The organism is Secundilactobacillus sp. MJ173 (genome assembly GCF_059704265.1).
In genome coordinates, this window is sequence record NZ_BAAKGN010000029.1 from 17057 (window position 1) to 33450 (window position 16394).

15 protein-coding genes are annotated in these 16394 nt (G+C 41.8%); 6 read left to right on the plus strand and 9 right to left on the minus strand.

Going from position 1 to position 16394, the window contains the following annotated elements:
• Nucleotides 1-180 precede the first annotated feature (180 nt).
• Both AC6H04_RS04550 and AC6H04_RS04555 read left to right on the plus strand, forming a co-directional pair.
• Entirely contained in the window at nt 181-867 is a 687-nt protein-coding gene (locus AC6H04_RS04550; RefSeq protein WP_497570572.1) for a DUF554 domain-containing protein, read from the plus strand.
• A gap of 235 nt (nt 868-1102) precedes the next feature.
• The gene (locus AC6H04_RS04555; RefSeq protein ID WP_497570573.1) at nt 1103-1720 is read left to right on the plus strand and encodes a hydrolase; all 618 of its coding nucleotides are present in this window, start codon (nt 1103-1105) and stop codon (nt 1718-1720) included.
• Between the two features lie 93 nt (nt 1721-1813).
• Here the strand turns inward: AC6H04_RS04555 and AC6H04_RS04560 are convergent, their stop codons facing one another.
• Nucleotides 1814-2545 carry a hypothetical protein gene (locus AC6H04_RS04560; RefSeq protein WP_497570574.1) on the minus strand — a complete coding sequence of 244 codons (732 nt, stop codon included), beginning with the start codon at nt 2543-2545 and terminating at the stop codon, nt 1814-1816.
• A 493-nt stretch (nt 2546-3038) separates the two neighbouring features.
• Between AC6H04_RS04560 and AC6H04_RS04565 the strand changes: the two genes are divergently transcribed.
• The 3 genes from AC6H04_RS04565 to AC6H04_RS04575 all read left to right on the plus strand — a co-directional run bounded on the left by AC6H04_RS04565 (nt 3039) and on the right by AC6H04_RS04575 (nt 5543).
• Complete coding sequence (locus AC6H04_RS04565) at nt 3039-4037, plus strand: ketopantoate reductase family protein (protein ID WP_497570575.1); 999 nt, start codon at nt 3039-3041, stop codon at nt 4035-4037.
• Between the two features lie 160 nt (nt 4038-4197).
• The gene (locus AC6H04_RS04570; RefSeq protein WP_497570576.1) at nt 4198-5115 is read left to right on the plus strand and encodes an NAD(P)H-dependent flavin oxidoreductase; all 918 of its coding nucleotides are present in this window, start codon (nt 4198-4200) and stop codon (nt 5113-5115) included.
• Nucleotides 5116-5132: 17 nt separating this feature from the next.
• Nucleotides 5133-5543 carry a peptide deformylase gene (locus AC6H04_RS04575; protein WP_497570577.1) on the plus strand — a complete coding sequence of 137 codons (411 nt, stop codon included), beginning with the start codon at nt 5133-5135 and terminating at the stop codon, nt 5541-5543.
• Between the two features lie 300 nt (nt 5544-5843).
• Here the strand turns inward: AC6H04_RS04575 and AC6H04_RS04580 are convergent, their stop codons facing one another.
• The gene (locus AC6H04_RS04580) at nt 5844-7238 is read right to left on the minus strand and encodes an FAD-binding oxidoreductase (protein WP_497570578.1); all 1395 of its coding nucleotides are present in this window, start codon (nt 7236-7238) and stop codon (nt 5844-5846) included.
• Nucleotides 7239-7496: 258 nt separating this feature from the next.
• Here AC6H04_RS04580 and AC6H04_RS04585 point away from each other — a divergent pair, with 258 nt between their 5' ends.
• Nucleotides 7497-8558: an LCP family protein gene (locus AC6H04_RS04585; RefSeq protein ID WP_497570579.1), complete on the plus strand. Its 1062-nt coding sequence runs from the start codon at nt 7497-7499 to the stop codon at nt 8556-8558.
• Nucleotides 8559-8619: 61 nt separating this feature from the next.
• Here the strand turns inward: AC6H04_RS04585 and AC6H04_RS04590 are convergent, their stop codons facing one another.
• The 7 genes from AC6H04_RS04590 to AC6H04_RS04620 form a co-directional block, all read right to left on the minus strand.
• Nucleotides 8620-10032 carry an APC family permease gene (locus AC6H04_RS04590; RefSeq protein WP_497570580.1) on the minus strand — a complete coding sequence of 471 codons (1413 nt, stop codon included), beginning with the start codon at nt 10030-10032 and terminating at the stop codon, nt 8620-8622.
• Between the two features lie 351 nt (nt 10033-10383).
• A complete protein-coding gene (locus AC6H04_RS04595; protein WP_497570581.1) occupies nt 10384-11334 on the minus strand; it encodes a DMT family transporter in 951 nt (316 codons plus the stop codon).
• A gap of 182 nt (nt 11335-11516) precedes the next feature.
• Nucleotides 11517-12284, minus strand: a complete 768-nt coding sequence (locus AC6H04_RS04600; RefSeq protein ID WP_497570582.1) for a hypothetical protein — start codon at nt 12282-12284, stop codon at nt 11517-11519.
• Nucleotides 12277-12990, minus strand: a complete 714-nt coding sequence (locus tag AC6H04_RS04605) for an ATP-binding cassette domain-containing protein (RefSeq protein ID WP_497570583.1) — start codon at nt 12988-12990, stop codon at nt 12277-12279. Before AC6H04_RS04605 ends, AC6H04_RS04600 begins: the two co-directional genes overlap by 8 nt.
• Complete coding sequence (locus AC6H04_RS04610) at nt 12968-13357, minus strand: GntR family transcriptional regulator (RefSeq protein WP_497570584.1); 390 nt, start codon at nt 13355-13357, stop codon at nt 12968-12970. The genes AC6H04_RS04605 and AC6H04_RS04610 overlap by 23 nt, the downstream gene beginning before the upstream one ends.
• 1813 nt (nt 13358-15170) lie before the next feature.
• The gene (locus AC6H04_RS04615; RefSeq protein WP_497570585.1) at nt 15171-15821 is read right to left on the minus strand and encodes a hypothetical protein; all 651 of its coding nucleotides are present in this window, start codon (nt 15819-15821) and stop codon (nt 15171-15173) included.
• 222 nt (nt 15822-16043) lie between these two features.
• A partial coding sequence (locus AC6H04_RS04620; RefSeq protein ID WP_497570586.1) for a matrixin family metalloprotease occupies nt 16044-16394 on the minus strand: 351 nt, incomplete at its 5' end.

Genomic DNA, 16394 nt, shown 5'->3' on the forward strand with positions numbered 1-16394 from the left:
AGTGGCGTCTACCAGTAACATCTATGAAATAAGCGTAACAAAATTTCGAACGCAGTGATAGAAAAGTGCGCTTAAAATTCCGCTCTACCTTTTGAAAAGACGCTTGCCAGCCAGTTCCAAAACATTTATGATAGAAAAATGCATATATTCATTATTTTTTAATCTTAAGGGGAAATTAACATGATGTTATTTGGAGCGTTAGCAAACGGTCTGGCCGTTGCCTTAGGAGGCAGTATCGGCCTGGCCTTTAAAAAAGGGATCTCAGAACGTGTCAAAACCTTAGTGATGCAGAGTTTAGGTATCTGCGTCATTTATGTTGGTATTAGCGGATCACTGAAGGGGAATAATACCGTTTTCGTGGTGCTTTCAATGGTCATTGGTGCCATTGTTGGTGAACTTATTAACTTTGATCATCAGTTTAATCGTTTTGGTGATTGGTTAGAAAAAATGATGGGGTTACAAGGTGATAACCATTTTTCCGAGGGCTTTGTGACGGGCACCCTGTTCATCTGCGTGGGTGCTATGGCCATCGTGGGCTCCTTGCAGAGCGGCATGGCCGGCAATAATTCAGTGCTGTACACTAAGTCAATGATTGACGGGATTTTCGTCTTGATACTTGCCACAACCCTTGGTCTCGGCGTTGCTTTTTCCTCCATCTCAGTGGTGATTTACGAATCAGTTTTAACGTTGCTGGCACAGTGGGTGGCGCCACTGTTTACTCACACCGTTATTAATGAAATGACCTGTGTGGGTTCACTATTGATTTTGATCATCGGCTTAAACATGTTGAAATTAACTCAAATTAAAGTGGCTAACTTATTGCTGGCGCCATTTATACCGATTTTGTTATACGCCATTTTTAAATAGTGTCTATTCGAAGAAGCTGAGTTTTATCGCGTTATTAGGCGATATTGACGTATAGCGCTAAAGTACAGTAAATGCTACTTTGGGCTAAAAATTAATTGAAATCCTAACAAATATCGACCTATGGCACAGCCTGTTTGACACTCAATTAAAAATGTCTGAAATAAGTGAAGATACTATGAATCAACTATTCTCCTGATTATAATGTGCGTAATCAAAAGGAGAGGAATGATTCCAGATGACAAGTTATGCACCAAGAGATCCTAAAAATGATCGCTTACTGGCACCAGGAAACAGTGTTTTTGCAATTATTGACTATCAGCCCACTCAGATTCAATCCATTGAATCAATGAATCGTTATCAGTTAGTCCAAAACATTATCGCCACTACTAAACTGCTTCAAGACTTCCAAGTGCCCATTATTCTGTCAACGGTAAACGTGGGTACGGGCCGTAATCAAGATACGATTGCCGGGCTCAAAGATATCTTGGGTAACATCCCGTCGTATGACCGCACCACGATCAATGCTTGGGAAGACAAAGAATTTAACGAAGCCATCACGTCAACGAACCGCCATAACATCATTATGGCCGCACTTTGGACTGAAGCTTGTCTCACCTTTCCCGCAATCGACGCCATTGATGAAGGCTATGACGTTTATCCGGTGGTTGATGCCGTTGGTGGTACCAGTTTAGCTGCCCACGAGGCAGCGTTACGTCGAATCGAACAGGCCGGTGCACACCCCACTTCCTATGCTCAGTTAGCCTGTGAATTGCAACGGGACTGGAATCGAACGGAAACTGTTCCCGCATTTCTGAAAAATATGAGTGACACTGGTAAATTCCTAAGACTCTGATTGGTACTGATAGGTGTACCACAAAGACGCGTTATCCCCGACAATTGTCCTGGAATAACGCGTCTTTAATTCATATTTTCAAAATGATAAAAGCTAGGCTGATTGACTTTTACTTTTCTGTTCCACAGTCTCATGATCAACCAATTCAACTTTGATTCCCTTTTTAACTAATTTAGCACGCCCGGCAGTGACGAACCGTCCGCGAACACTCTCTTTAGTAAGTGCAATCATTTGCCCAAATAACTTGTTCAATACCTGCAACGCGTCTTCGTTTTTAGCCAGACCCGTCGATAGTTTTTTCTCTTTAATCGCATTATACTTCAACGTTTCAAACTTCAGCTTGTTCTTCACGATTCTCATCCTGGAAAAATCATAGACCCCGTTCTTGCGCAGAATAAAATGATAAAATTCCCTCTTCGTCCGCTGAAAGGCCTCAAACTTACTACCGCTGTAAGTAAAAACATACTCGCTTTTACCTGCTTTGGTTTTAAGAACATCCCCATCATGAAGTGTGAAATTACGGAGGTTTTCATACGACCCCGTGGATAAATTGACCTGATCCGGGAAAAAGTCAGCAGAGAAACCGGAACCAGCGTCAAAATCAATGGAGACACTTGTAGCCCGCTTTTTATCATGAGCAACGAAAATCTCGCTGTCATCGTATGGCATCCTAAAAGTACCGTCTAGGTCAACATTTTGAACATCACTTAGCCGTTGCGCAAATGAGACTTCAGACGGTTCATTTTGATCAATAATTTTTGCAAACTTATAACCCTTTTGATGCTTAATAATTGGGATAATTAACGGTTCAACATTACTTGTCATAAGCTTCATCCTTCTTAAGAAATCATGGTTGTTAGTTGCTATTAGTCAAATTAATCTTTCTCAATTAAGCGTAGCACATAGCGGCCGTAATTAACACCGGCAAAAAACCAATCGTCATGATCAGCCAATATAATTAGATAAACATTAAAATTAGATTTGACATCTCACATTTAAGTGTTATTATAGGGTCAACTTGATAAGCAAATGCGTTAACGAGGACAGCGTTGGTACACCTTCAGCGAGTTCGGTTTGGTGTAAGCGGACAAATCGTACCAGCAAATCACCTCCAAGCATCTTTGATGAACGGTAACTAGTATTCAAAGGCGGAGTCAATCTTCGATATCAACTTGGATCTGTGTTTGCAGATCGTAAGTTCTATTTGGTGACAAATAGAAAATATAAAGGTGGTAACGCACTCGTGCCCTTTAAGTCAGAGATGACTTGAAGGGCTTTTTTGCTTCAAAGTAAATACTTATTTAAAGGGGTAATACATATGAAATTCACAGTTGTAGGTTCAGGTGCAATGGGTTTACGTTATGGTGTTTTGTTACAGGATGCTGGTAACGAGGTTGACTTTGTTGATGGCTGGAAGCCCCACGTAGAAAAGATGCGCGAACAAGGCGGCGTTTATGTTTCCCGTGATCATGAAGACAAGCACCTTGTACCAGTTAACGTTTACTACCCAGAAGAATATGATGGTAACCCAGATTGCTACATCTTCTTCCTCAAGCAAATGCAACTATCAGATATGCTCAAGCGGTGCGAGCACTTCTTTAAGCCTAACCAATATGCCTTTACCTGCATGAACGGGATGGGCCACGTTGAAAAACTTTTGAAGTACTTCAAGCCTGAAAAGCTGGTTGCAGGGACTGCACTAGTTGCTACCGTTTTGAACGGCCCTGGCGACGTTGACTTTATCGGTAAGCGCGGTGCTGGTTCGATGAACTTGGCTAACTACACCGAAAAGCCTGACGATTTCACTCATAAACTAGTTGAACAGCTTGAAAAAGCACAGTTCAATCCAAACTTGACGACGAACTTCCGTGGTACGCTAATGGCCAAAGTGGTCTTCAACTCAGTCGTTAACACCCTTTGCACCATGTTTGAAATGACTATGGGTGAATACGCTGACTATGATGGTGCTGACGAAATGAGTCGACAACTTATCGACGAAGCTTACGATGTCTGTGAACGTGATGGTGTTCAGATGCTTAATACCCGTAAGCAGGAATTGGACAGCATCAACTACGTTTCGAAAGTTGCTAACCCACTCCACTACCCTTCAATGTATCAAGATATGCACAACTACCGACCAACTGAAGTTGACTTCATCAACGGCTACCTGGTTAAGTTGGGACAAAAGCACAACTACAATGCTAAAACCCATGCTTTCTTGACTCACGAAGTTCATTTGGCAGAACTTGGTAAGCAACGCGAACTCAAGCGGATGCGTGAGGAAGAAGCAGCAAAACAACCCGTTGCTGGCAGATAAACATTTGAATACTTGTTTGACTAATGAAAAAACGATGAATCCTATCCCACAGGATTCATCGTTTTTTGTCTATTAATTGATTAAAGTCTTGCCATTTCATGGTATTCTTTAAGTGATAAAATGATTTATTATGTCACTTTTAGTTAAAGGAGACTTTCCCATGCAATTAACCAGTTTACTTCACATTCAATATCCTATCGTTCAAGGCGCAATGGCACGAATCTCCAAGCCGGATTTAGTTGCTGCGGTCAGTGACGCCGGCGGTTTAGGTGTGTTAACCACGGCTGATTCATCCGCTCAGTCACTTCAAGAGGATTTAAAAGCCATTCGCGCTACTACTGATAAGCCCTTTGGTGTGAACTTAATGCTGCAGCAGCCCAATATTAAGGACTTACTACCAGTGCTTCTGGCTGACCCAGTCCCAGTGGTATTCACTAGTGCGGGTAACCCTGCACCGTTTTTTGAAGACTTGCTGAAAGTTGGCACAACCGTGATTCCAGTCATCCCTAACGTTGAAATCGCTAAGAAAATGGCTGATCTTGGTGCGGCTGCAGTGGTTGCAGAAGGGTTAGAATCCGGTGGCCACATTGGGACTGAAACCACCATGTCACTAGTCCCTCAGGTAGTTGCTGCCGTTGATATTCCCGTCATCGCTGCGGGTGGCATTGGTACTAGAGCTGGCGTAAAAGCGGCCTTCGCACTAGGTGCTTCAGGCGTCCAAGTTGGCACTGCCTTTCTAGTCGCCGAAGAAACGCCCGTTGCCTACAGCTACAAACACCTAGTGATTCAAGCGAATGACAATGGTACAATCGTTACCGGCACCGGTGCCAATCGCGTTCGCAGTTTAAAAACACCCTTAACCGAAAAACTGTTAGCAACGACTGATCCAACAACCTTCCAACAACTATCCAGCGGTTCTTTACAACGTGCCATTGTTGGCGACGTTGACCATGGTAGTTTTATGGCGGGTCAAATTGCCGGTGCTATTGGTAAAATCAGTCCAGCTAAAAAAATTGTGACTGAACTGGCCAAAGGCGTACCAACCATCGCTGATGATATTATCGGCAACTTATTTTAAGAAGGAGTTTTCGTTGTATGATCAAACAGATTAACCATAATCAAGCCTTTCTTTCTAGAAAAGCAACTCGTGCCACCGAAGCAGATGCGCAAGCAGTCACTGACTTAGTCGACACGCTAAAAGCCAATACCAGTCGGGCAGTCGGGCTAGCCGCTAACATGATTGGCGTAAATAAACGCATCATCGCCATCCAACTTGGCGTGCTGTCCATTCCAATGATCAACCCAGAAATCACAAAGAAAAGCGACCCCTACGAAGCAACTGAGGGCTGTCTTTCACTGGAAGGCCAACGGACGACGACTCGATATAAAAACATTGAAGTGACGTATCAAGATCAAAATTTTAAGTCGCACACACAGACGTTTAAAGATTTCACTGCGCAGATTATTCAGCATGAAGTGGATCATACGAATGGGGTATTGATTTAAAGAAAAGAGCGCGGAACAACTCGGGTTGATTCCAGAATATAACGTGAAAAAGGCTATTCCGACGTTTTTTGTCGGAGTAGCCTTTTTCGCGTTACATGGCAGGAATCAGAGTTGTGGCGCGCGTTTAGTCAATGCGAAAGGAAAGCACTGGGTTTTCCCAGGTTCTTTTCTTTTACATTGACTAAACGCGTTCAGAAAGCCTGCTCCCTGCCACCTAAAGAGACCCAGCACAAAATCCAAAACCGGGATTTTATGCTGGGTCTCTTTAGGCTCTGGGAGCAAAACGGCTTTCTTCACGCTCTAATTAATTTTCCTCTTCGGATTCAACAACCCCATCGGATCAAACAACGCCTTGATCTGATGCTGAATTTGATCCACATCTTCGCCCAATTCTTCGTTATTCCACTGGTTCTTCAACGTACCAACCGCGTGTTCACCCGAAATCGTGCCACCCAGTTCCAACGTTTTATGGAACATCAGCTGCAACGCTTCAACCACAGCCTGTGGTGTTTCCGTTTCTTCCTTTGGCCAAACGATGGTTGGATGCACATTGCCGTCACCGGCATGCCCCGCAACGTAAATCTTCAGGTGTTCTTGCTCACCGACTTCATGAATGTAATCCATCATTGGTGCCAGCTTAGATAACGGCATCGCCATGTCTTCCATAATATGATTCTGGCCCGCAAAAACTGCTGGCAGCATATCACGCCGTAGTTTTTCCAAAGCAGCCTGTTCTGTAGAATCCGTCGTAACCGTGGCATTCTTCGCACCATGTTTGGCCATCAGTTCTTTTAGTTTATCCACCACTTCTGGCACGCTATTATCGACTTTGAAAATTAACATGGCACCACTGTTATCGCTGAAGTGGGTACCTTCATATTGATCTAAGGCTTCGATGGTTGCATTATCCAACGCTTCAAGCATCGTCGGGTAAACACCAGAGATTCGAATTTCAGCAACCGCTTCAGCTAGCTTAGTCATGTTTTCAAAGAAGGCAATCCCCATCGTTGGCTGGCCGATTGGAATCGGCATTAATTTAACCGTGACTTCTGTGATAACACCCAAAGTCCCTTCAGAACCCACAAATAATTGCGTTAAATTATACCCAAAAGCCTGTTTCAGGGTGCGTCCGCCAAGTTTAATCTCACGGCCATCCGCTAGGACTACTTTCAGCCCCAGCACGTTATCCTTAGTCGCGCCATATTTCACCGTACTCATCCCACCGGCATTGGTCGCCACGTTGCCGCCAATACCTGAAATTGGTTTAGAACCTGGATCTGGCGCATAAAACATGCCCTGTTCACGTGCTGCTTTATCCAAATCACCGTTGATGACCCCTGGCTCCACTACGGCTAAGGAATCAGCTTTACTGATTTCTTTGATGTGGTTCATTTGCTTAGTCGAAAGTACAAAACTGCCTGCCAGTCCATCAGCGCCAACCACCGTACTCGTATACTGGTCTTGAGGAATCACAGAAATATGAAATTTCCGGGCTGCACGCATCACGCCCTGGACATCTTTCGTTGACTTGGCTTCAATATAAGCCAATGCCAACCCGCTATCATCACTAGTCATTTTCGAACTGAATGACTGTTTGTTTAAAGTCTCTGGGTCGGTAAATACTTCACCGTCAGTAACTTGTGATTTTAAGAATTCAATAATTTGCTCATTACTAAAGGCACTAAAAACTGTCAATATGATCAATTCCTTTCTAAGTGACGTTCTTCGAAGATTAGTATAATGCAAGGATTAGCAGGTGGGAATTAATTACACTTCAGCATCGCATTAAATTTCCCGCAAAAGCGATCGTCGCAACTTTTAAGTTTTGCTAATATTCGGCTTTTTCACTTTAAAATAGCTCTTTTATCCTCTATTCTTAATAATTACGATTGTAAAAAACGGTGATTAACCCTATACTCAACTTACTAATTATACTTAACTAAGGAGCCACTTATGACAAATCAAGACCCTAAACACTTGACGCCCAAAAAGCGTTCCAAAAAACGCCGCGTCTTTACTTGGATACTCTTCACCCTGATTATCCTCATTGGTGCTGGTGGCGCCTATGTGGCCTACCAAACTAAAACAAGCCTCGATAAAACTTATTCTGCAGCCCATGGTGCAAGTAAGACTAAGGTTTCAAATTCAAAACCCGTCAGTATCTTATTGATGGGAACTGATACGGGCGCTTTAGGTCGAACGGATAAGGGACGAACAGACACCATAATGGTCGTGACCATCAATCCCAAAACCAAAAAGGCAACCATGGTCAGCATTCCCCGTGACACACTGGTTAAAATCTCTGGGACCAACGACACGCAAAAAATCAACGCTGCCTATACCGTTGGCGGAGCTTCAACTTCTATGAAGACGGTTGAGAACCTCCTAAACGTTCCCATCAACTACTACGTTTTGATCAACATGGGCGGTCTTGAAAAGGTCGTCAATGCCATTGGCGGGATCGATGTCAAAGTGCCGTTCTCATGGAGTGACTCACACACGCATATGTCATTCAAAAAAGGAAATGCTCATTTAAATGGTAAACAAGCTCTTGCTTTCGCCCGTATGCGTTACGAAGATCCGAATGGTGACTACGGTCGTCAGCAACGCCAGCAACAGGTGATTCAGCAAATCGTTAAAAAGGTGTCTAAATCTGGCAACGTTTCAATGTATCAAAAGCTATTAAAATTGCTCTCCAACAACATGAAAACAAATATGGCCTTTAACGACATGATCAGCCTAGCTGAAAACGACAAAGACTCAGTTAAGCACGTTAAAAAATCCAGCTTAAAAGGTGTCGGTGCTTACATTAACGCCGAATCCTTCCAGATACCCGCTAGTGAAGCACTCCAAAGCGCCTCTGATTCATTGAGAACTTCACTGGGATTATCCAAGAAAAAGTTAGATAACTTCAACACCCAAGAAAACCAGCAGAACACCAAAAACGGTTTCGACTGGAAATCTGGGAATAACCCCACTTACACGGTTTACGATAGTCATAGTACAAATCAATAACACCAAAAAATGGCCTACTCAGCAAAGTTAATTTGTTGGGTAGGCCATTTTATTTTATAAATTAAGCTTTTTGATTTAGCTGACTGTGTCGCACACCATAAGTAATATAGATGATAACACCAACCGCAAACCAGATACCAGAAACGATCCACGTATCTAGCGGCAACTGTAACAGCATCCAAATGCACAAACCAGCGGAGATAATCGGTAAGTATGGGTATAGTGGTACTTTGAACCCAGTATTTTCAAGATCCTGCCGCTTCCGTAATGGCAAAACACCCAATGACATCATGGTGAAGGCAATCAAAGTACCGATATTAACTAATTGGGTTAACCGATCCAGTGATACCAAGCCACCCATCACTGCAATCACAAGTGTAACGGCTAATAAACTATGGCTTGGAACTTGATGCTTCATATTGATTTTACCAAGACCCTTGGGTAGTAAACCGTCACGACCAATGGAATAGATCAAACGTGATGAACTGTAGATCATTGATAACATCATGGTAAACATCCCTGCTAACGCACCGATAGAAATGATACCAGCCACCCAGTTTTGATTGACCAACTGAAGGGCGAATGATACCGGTGCCGCAACGTTTAATTTAGTGTATGAAACCATCCCTGTCAGGACTGCAGCAACAGCCATGTACAGCAGCGTACAGATAATCAAAGTCCCAATAATACCAATCGGCATATTACGCTTTGGGTTTTTAACTTCCGCTGCAGAAGCTGACACACAGTCGAAACCGAGATAAGCATAGAAGACTAATGAAGCACCACGCATAATACCATGAGAACCATATGGTGCAAATGGTGACCAGTTACTTGGCTTAACGTAGAACATGCCGACGATGACAAATAAAATAATAATCGCAATTTTAGCAACAACGATCACGTTATTGATTCGAGTAGAAGTTTTCACCCCTTGTGTCAGCAGTAAACTGATTGCCAACACGATGAGAACTGCAAAAATGTTGATATAAGTGCCATGAGCCGGATCAAAGCTGCCCGTGATTGCTTTAGGAACGGTGATGCCAATCCCTTTTAAGAACGACACGAGGTAGGCCGACCAACCTGTAGAAACTGCGGCAACTGACAACATATACTCCAGAATCAACGCCCAGCCAATCACCCAGCCGATAAATTCGCCAAACACGATATTACCGTATGAATAGGCGCTACCTGCAACGGGTAATGCTGAAGAAAACTCGGCGTAACACATGGCTGCGGTGGCGCACACTAAGGCTGCCAAAACGAACGACATGACGATTCCAGGACCGCTATACAGTGCAGCCACTGTTCCGGGAAGAATAAAAATCCCGGTTCCAATCACGGTTCCAACCCCTAATAATAGTAAATCTTTTGCATCCATCGACTTCTCTAACAGACTGTCCTTATCTAAATATCGGTCTAATGACTCCTTCTTAGCTAATCGACCGAATACGCGTGAGACCACTGTGTTCTCCATCTTTATTCCTCCTTAATGATTGCATCTCTCAAGTGAACACTATCTGGTCAGACCAACAAAAAACACCAGGGACCACGATGTCCGCTGGTGTTTTAACCAGCCAGACAGCCCAAGCGTTTCGCCTAGCTGTCTGACCAGTAGTGATAAGTGCCACACTAATAGCAACTTCTCTAACTAACTGGTTGATAGCCAGGCTGGTTAAAGAAGAAGAAAAATCGCTGTGTTGTTGAACTTAGACGATTCATTAGCATGATATGGCACTCCCTTCTGTGTTTATGAGAGTATTTTAACAATATAATGAGAAAAGTGCAAGATGTAATTTCACCATGCGCCTGCCAGCCACTGAAAACACTAATCTAGTTCAATATCATTATCGGTGCCTAAAGAACTGGTTTGCAGGCTGCGGGCCCGGCCATTTTGCAACAGATAGATAGCAAACACCACTAGTGCAGAACCGAGGACTTCCACCCAGCTGATCTGCAATCCGAGGAAAACGACACTCAAGATGAAGGTCACTACAGGCTGTGCAGCGTCCACAATACTAATCACATCTGATGGTGCGTAATTGCTACTGATCAATAACAAACAAAACGGTAAGATCGTGCCTAAAACGATAACCGTCATCATAGACAGTACGAGATTAGGCGTTAATGGTGGCGTATGCGCCCAAACTGGCTGATGTAAATTAAACAACAGACCAGAAAGTAGCGTTCCCCAACCCAAAATAAGGATTGGTGAGACCCCAGCTTTAACAATTGGTCTGGGTAACGTGACGTAAAACGCAGCGGTAATGCCAGAGCCAATTCCCCAGATTAGCGCGTTTAACGGAATCGCTAACTGTGACACATTGCCCTTTGTGATTGCTAAGAAAACGCCTAACATTGAAACAGCAAAGGCAATTAAATCACTACGATAAGGCGTCTCACGCTTAAACACTAAACTGCCCACCACGATAAACAGCGGGCTAAGATACTGCAAGATGGTTGCAGAAGCAGCGTTTCCCGTTTGAACGGACATGTAGAAAGTCAGCAAGTTCGCGCTGAGTCCAAAAACTGCATAGGCTAACAATGACCCTGCTAGGCGCCAAGACTTAAAAACTTGAAAAATATGCCCATGAGAGGTGAATGCCCCAATGATCATCAACAGGATACCCGCTCCTAACGTCCGCGCTGACAAAAACCAAGCAGCGGGAATGTGCTGGTTTTGTGAAATATACTGTAACACCGTACCAGAGATTCCCCACATCATTGAAGCAAGCAGGGCTAACATAATCCCCCGAGTTACGTGGTTCTGATTGTTCATGATTGTTCCTCCGAAAAATTACAAATTCATTTTATTAGAATACTAAACAATCATGAAAGGGATATGGGAATACGGAAAATTTATCCTAATGTCAGGCTTTTAATAATCGGATGCAAAAACCGGCTTATCAGTCACGGTGAACTGGTAAACCGGTTTTCCTTATTATCAATAACACTAAAGTACTATTGTGCCGTTTCCACAAATTTATTCATTAACAGAACGTTAGCTAAGGATTCTACCACTACCACTAGTGCCAAAACTCCCAGTATAGAAAAGGCAGCGCCCCAGCCCAATGAAAGACCATTCATCAGTGTGCCATAAATATTGAAGAAGGCTGCTCCTAACCGAATAATCGCCATACTGATGACGACATATAAAATGCCACGAATAATTCTTTGACGGCCAATTGGCAAAAACGCGTCAATACTCAGCATGATCAAATGGATTAAGGAAATCGTCGTCCAAACCATCACGATTGCAACTAACGCAATTCCAAGTGAAATTAAAATGATGCCAATACTTTGACCTGAGCTCATACCGTCTCCCGAGAAGATCTGTCCTATGAGGTCGGTAATACTATTACCAGCTATCAGCGAGACCACGAGTCGTAGAACAAACTGGACAACCATAAAGTACAGGAGTCCGATCACCGTAGTACATAAACTACCGAGATAAACTTTAGTATCGCTGGCTGGTATCAAGCGAATAGAATCGTTTTGATAAACGTTTTCGTTAAACATCGACAACCTGATAAAAACGATAAACGACGCCACTGAACTCCATAAAATGGTATAAGTCATCAGGTTAGTCCCTAGGTTATCAGTGCCCGCTTGAAAGAACACGTAGACTTCAGTCACAACGATTGCAATCAGCATCAACACAATAATACGGTTTATAGCTTTAAATCGATCCCGCAACAGCGCAGATATTAATGAAGTAAACTTAGTCATTTGAGTCAGCCTCCCCGTATAAACTTTCATAGTACGATTCGATACTCTGGCCACTCTCTTCACGAATGGTGTCAGCAGCTTTGTGCAAGGCAATGGTGTTATCCTTTACCACCACGATTTCATCAAGAATCGGTGCAATTTCCGAAACGTAGTGGTCGCTAATGATCATCAATGAGTCAGCCGGTTTCCACTGAATAATACTATTAATGATCTTCTTCCGGCTCATACTGTCGATACCACTAAACGGCTCATCAAGCAAATACACACTGGCTTGGCGAGCTAACGTCAAGCTGATTACCAATTTTTCTCGAGTTCCCTTTGATAAAGCCGACAACCGTTGCGTTTCATCCAACTTTAAAAACGAGATCATCTGTGCATATTTTTGCTCATCAAAATCCGGATAAACCCGTTGATAAAAATCTTTGACCTCGCTGATACGCTTGTTAGTCGCCATACCACCTAACGGATTACTATAACTAATCAAACTTTTACGAGTAGCTAGATTGGCCTCATCATTGACAGTAATTGTTCCCTTGGCATTCTTTGCCACACCAGCAATCAAACGCATCAGCGTGGTTTTACCCGCACCATTTTCACCTAATAGCCCGACGATTTTGTTGCCTGACAATGATAACGAAACATCGGCTAAAATTCGTTTTAAGTTTCTACGATAGCTTAGCTTTTCAACTTTCAGCGTTGTCGTCATTTAAATCCCCCTGCCTTTCAATATATGCTGTTACTTCATTAATTATTTGTTCATTACTAATGTTTAACCGATGAAGTTGATCATAAAGTTGCTTCAAATAACGATCAATCAATTCTTGTTTGAGCTGTTCAACAATCTCAGCGTTCGAGGTCACGAAATTACCTCGACCACGTTGCGAAATAATGACACCTTCGTCAATCATTTCACGCAGCGCTCGTTGGACAGTATTAACGTTAACAGTCAGCGAAACCGCAAGTTGCCGAACTGCAGGCAACTTATCGCCAGGTGCTAATTGACCAGCAATAATTTGATCATAGATTACCGTTTTAATCTGGTAGTAAATGGGTACCTTGTCGTCAAACTCCATGATAGCCCCTCCTTATTAGTGTTCTATTTTACTATTACACTATATCACTAATACAAATAAATTCAACCAAACTTATCAAAAATAAGTAAAAAGATTGTTGTAATATAAATGTAATATTTTATTTTACGATTAAAAAACAAAGATAGCTAAATGTGAATTAGATGATATTTCAAGCATCAGGTTCAACCAACTATGAACGCTTACATGTCAGCAATAGCAGCGATTTCCGTTTTGATGTAATAACTACCTTTAACGAAAAATATTAATCACAATCTCATATGATTAGCAACGTTAACTATTAATTTAACCGTAATATTTTGATAATTGTTATGTCATCTTCACACTTTCTTCACATTTAGAGATTATATTATAACCATAGCCTAATATCTTAATAAAGATATTAAGTGAGCTTTTTCATTTTACTCCTCCAAAGTAAAATTTATATTTCCGTGAACCCCATCACGAAAATGCCTACTCCTATAAGATCACCCTCCCCCGGGTGATCTTTTTTTACGACAAAATAAAAAATTCGTTTTGGTATCTCTAAAGATAACCAAAGCGAATCTTTTATTTTGTGACAACCTAGTTATTCAACACAACTGAATCCTATTCACTGTCGCATCTAGACAGGCATATATTACTTTACTCTAACTAAATACGCTCCAAGAATAAGAAACCCACCAAACGGTATGAATCACCCCAGACACACACCGTTCTTACCTAACTGCGGCCTCCAACCACTGTTAGGACGACATCACTTCGTAATAGCTCCCCAGCTATTCATTATTTAACGATCAGTGACATTTCAACGCAATCATCAAATATAAAGTGGTATCTGCAACACTTGTAGTAAGCTTTTTCATCTTCCTCACCAGACCTACTGGTTTCTGAATCCCCCGGAATTATGAAATCAATCTTAAGAACAAAAAAGACCCATTCATTCGGCAAGCTATAAGCTTCCGAGAACGGGTCGTGTCCTAATTGATATTAGAACTGAGCATTTAAATTAACTTTTTTCGTTCTTAACAACAAATATAATATATCACATATTTTTGATAATAACAAGCTTTTAGCGTTATTATTGTAATTGACAAGTAAGCTTTTGGCATCATTTTCCTCTTAAAATAACGATTTGAGCATCAAAAAATCATCGAGTAAAACGATTAACTCGCCGCTATAAACGTACTTACCATGCCAGCTCTAAAACATAAGCCGATTAAAAAGCAGCCACCCCATTAGGCAACTGCCTCAATCAATTCAATCGTTCATGATGCTTATGCCGCTAAATCATCTTTAGGTGTCGCAATAGTTAAAACATGAACAAACTTATGCTACTTAACCCAATCCTCTCCTATTTTGTAAGGGTGAAACCGGATCAAGCCACCTTCACGTTCAACCATCACGTGTCGGGGTCCACCCTGCTTTTTCAAAACGGCTTCCTCCAAAATCATACAAAATATCACAAATAAGTCATTAGATACATACCAACTATGCCGAATTAAACCCAATATTAAATTTTTTAGCCTATCTTTATCCCTCCTCCATAGCCAGGCTGATTTGGTCCAGCAATCCCCCTTACTGAACACACGTATTGGAATGTCTAGCTTATGCATAAATATAGCGATAATGGTTGTCACAGTCAAGCATTATGACTCCACTTCTTATAAAAAAAACAGGCCGATTATATTGTAATTATACATAATAATGCGTTTGTAGCAGGTTTTATATTCAGAACCGTTTTTAAAGCATTTATAAAAAATCTTTTTTTATAAATTAAAAATACTAAATAGTAATTTCTCATTATTACAATAATTTAACTTAACCAAGAATCCAGCCAGAAACGTTTTTGAGTAATGACTTCCGCAGCCGCTACCGTAATTTTCTGGATCAACTTTAAATGCGAATTCTGACTGATTGTTTGGGTTAATGCTGTCCGGGTCTGTTCGTCTGCCACCACCCATTTAAGTCCATCCATTTGCTGTAATATAGCGAATAAGTTCAAAGCAGCTACATTAACAGAATTGCCATTCAAATTATCCACTAGCCAAGCCCGACATGCGACTCGCGCTTGCTCTGTTGGTTGATATATCACGTGTGGTTTTAAGTTATTCTGAAAAAGCACACGTTCTACCTGGCCGTCTGACAATAAATCGTTACCGATACCATCGTATAACTGGTTGGCGATATCCCAGCTAGTAAGTGGCTTTAAAGCAGACTCTAGATGCTGATCTTGAGTTAAAGCTTCCCTTAGCTGTTTAACAAATATCGATAGATAATCTGGCAAGTTAACGGTTTCATCAAATTCAACCTGATCATCTGTTATCCGAATGGTATGCTCAGCTACCAAATCTAAAAATACCGCTAACACAAAGTAAGACTGGCTGGTGAACCGGGTTCGTAACATCGGCTTTTCCCCAATTCGTTCTGTGACCAACAAATATTTTTCTGCAGTTGTGAATTTCATTCCACTTTCCCTCCTCAAATACAGCATAACACCCACGTCATTTGACACCGTGATGAACGATCAATTTCATGACGAAACCGTGATGTTATGACGTTATATGCCTCAAAAACATCAGAATTAAAAATAGTTTCTACCTATAATATGGGTCCATTTGCACCTTCATACAAAAAATATCCATTCCCCCCGGAATGGATATTTCATTTCTAATTTAATTTTTTAATATTAACGGTAACTGTGTACCAAACCATTAACATCTGGTTTCGATACGGATTGATCTCTGGTAGCGTAATACATGACACTCTTCTTACCAACGTTATGTTCTAAGCCTAATGCGTGGCCAAGTTCATGTTCAGCAACGTTCGTCCGTTCACTCTTTGAATAGTGATAACGATTAGCGACATTGGTGAAGACGTATGATTTGGCACTGGCCATCACAGACAAGCCGTTTAAGCTCTTGTTGTTATAGTATGAAGAATAAGTAATCCCAACAGTTGAATCATTCTTGCCCATTGGTGAGTTACTGTTTGACAATGTAATATTGGCTTTACCAGAAGTAGCAACTAATTTAACCAC

Coding starts and splice junctions, on each gene's coding strand:
- AC6H04_RS04550 (WP_497570572.1), top strand. CDS start 181: ATGATGTTATTTGGAGCGTTAGCAAACGGTCTGGCCGTTGCCTTAGGA.
- AC6H04_RS04555 (WP_497570573.1), top strand. CDS start 1,103: ATGACAAGTTATGCACCAAGAGATCCTAAAAATGATCGCTTACTGGCA.
- AC6H04_RS04560 (WP_497570574.1), bottom strand. CDS start 2,545: ATGACAAGTAATGTTGAACCGTTAATTATCCCAATTATTAAGCATCAA.
- AC6H04_RS04565 (WP_497570575.1), top strand. CDS start 3,039: ATGAAATTCACAGTTGTAGGTTCAGGTGCAATGGGTTTACGTTATGGT.
- AC6H04_RS04570 (WP_497570576.1), top strand. CDS start 4,198: ATGCAATTAACCAGTTTACTTCACATTCAATATCCTATCGTTCAAGGC.
- AC6H04_RS04575 (WP_497570577.1), top strand. CDS start 5,133: ATGATCAAACAGATTAACCATAATCAAGCCTTTCTTTCTAGAAAAGCA.
- AC6H04_RS04585 (WP_497570579.1), top strand. CDS start 7,497: ATGACAAATCAAGACCCTAAACACTTGACGCCCAAAAAGCGTTCCAAA.
- AC6H04_RS04590 (WP_497570580.1), bottom strand. CDS start 10,032: ATGGAGAACACAGTGGTCTCACGCGTATTCGGTCGATTAGCTAAGAAG.
- AC6H04_RS04595 (WP_497570581.1), bottom strand. CDS start 11,334: ATGAACAATCAGAACCACGTAACTCGGGGGATTATGTTAGCCCTGCTT.
- AC6H04_RS04600 (WP_497570582.1), bottom strand. CDS start 12,284: ATGACTAAGTTTACTTCATTAATATCTGCGCTGTTGCGGGATCGATTT.
- AC6H04_RS04605 (WP_497570583.1), bottom strand. CDS start 12,990: ATGACGACAACGCTGAAAGTTGAAAAGCTAAGCTATCGTAGAAACTTA.
- AC6H04_RS04610 (WP_497570584.1), bottom strand. CDS start 13,357: ATGGAGTTTGACGACAAGGTACCCATTTACTACCAGATTAAAACGGTA.
- AC6H04_RS04615 (WP_497570585.1), bottom strand. CDS start 15,821: ATGAAATTCACAACTGCAGAAAAATATTTGTTGGTCACAGAACGAATT.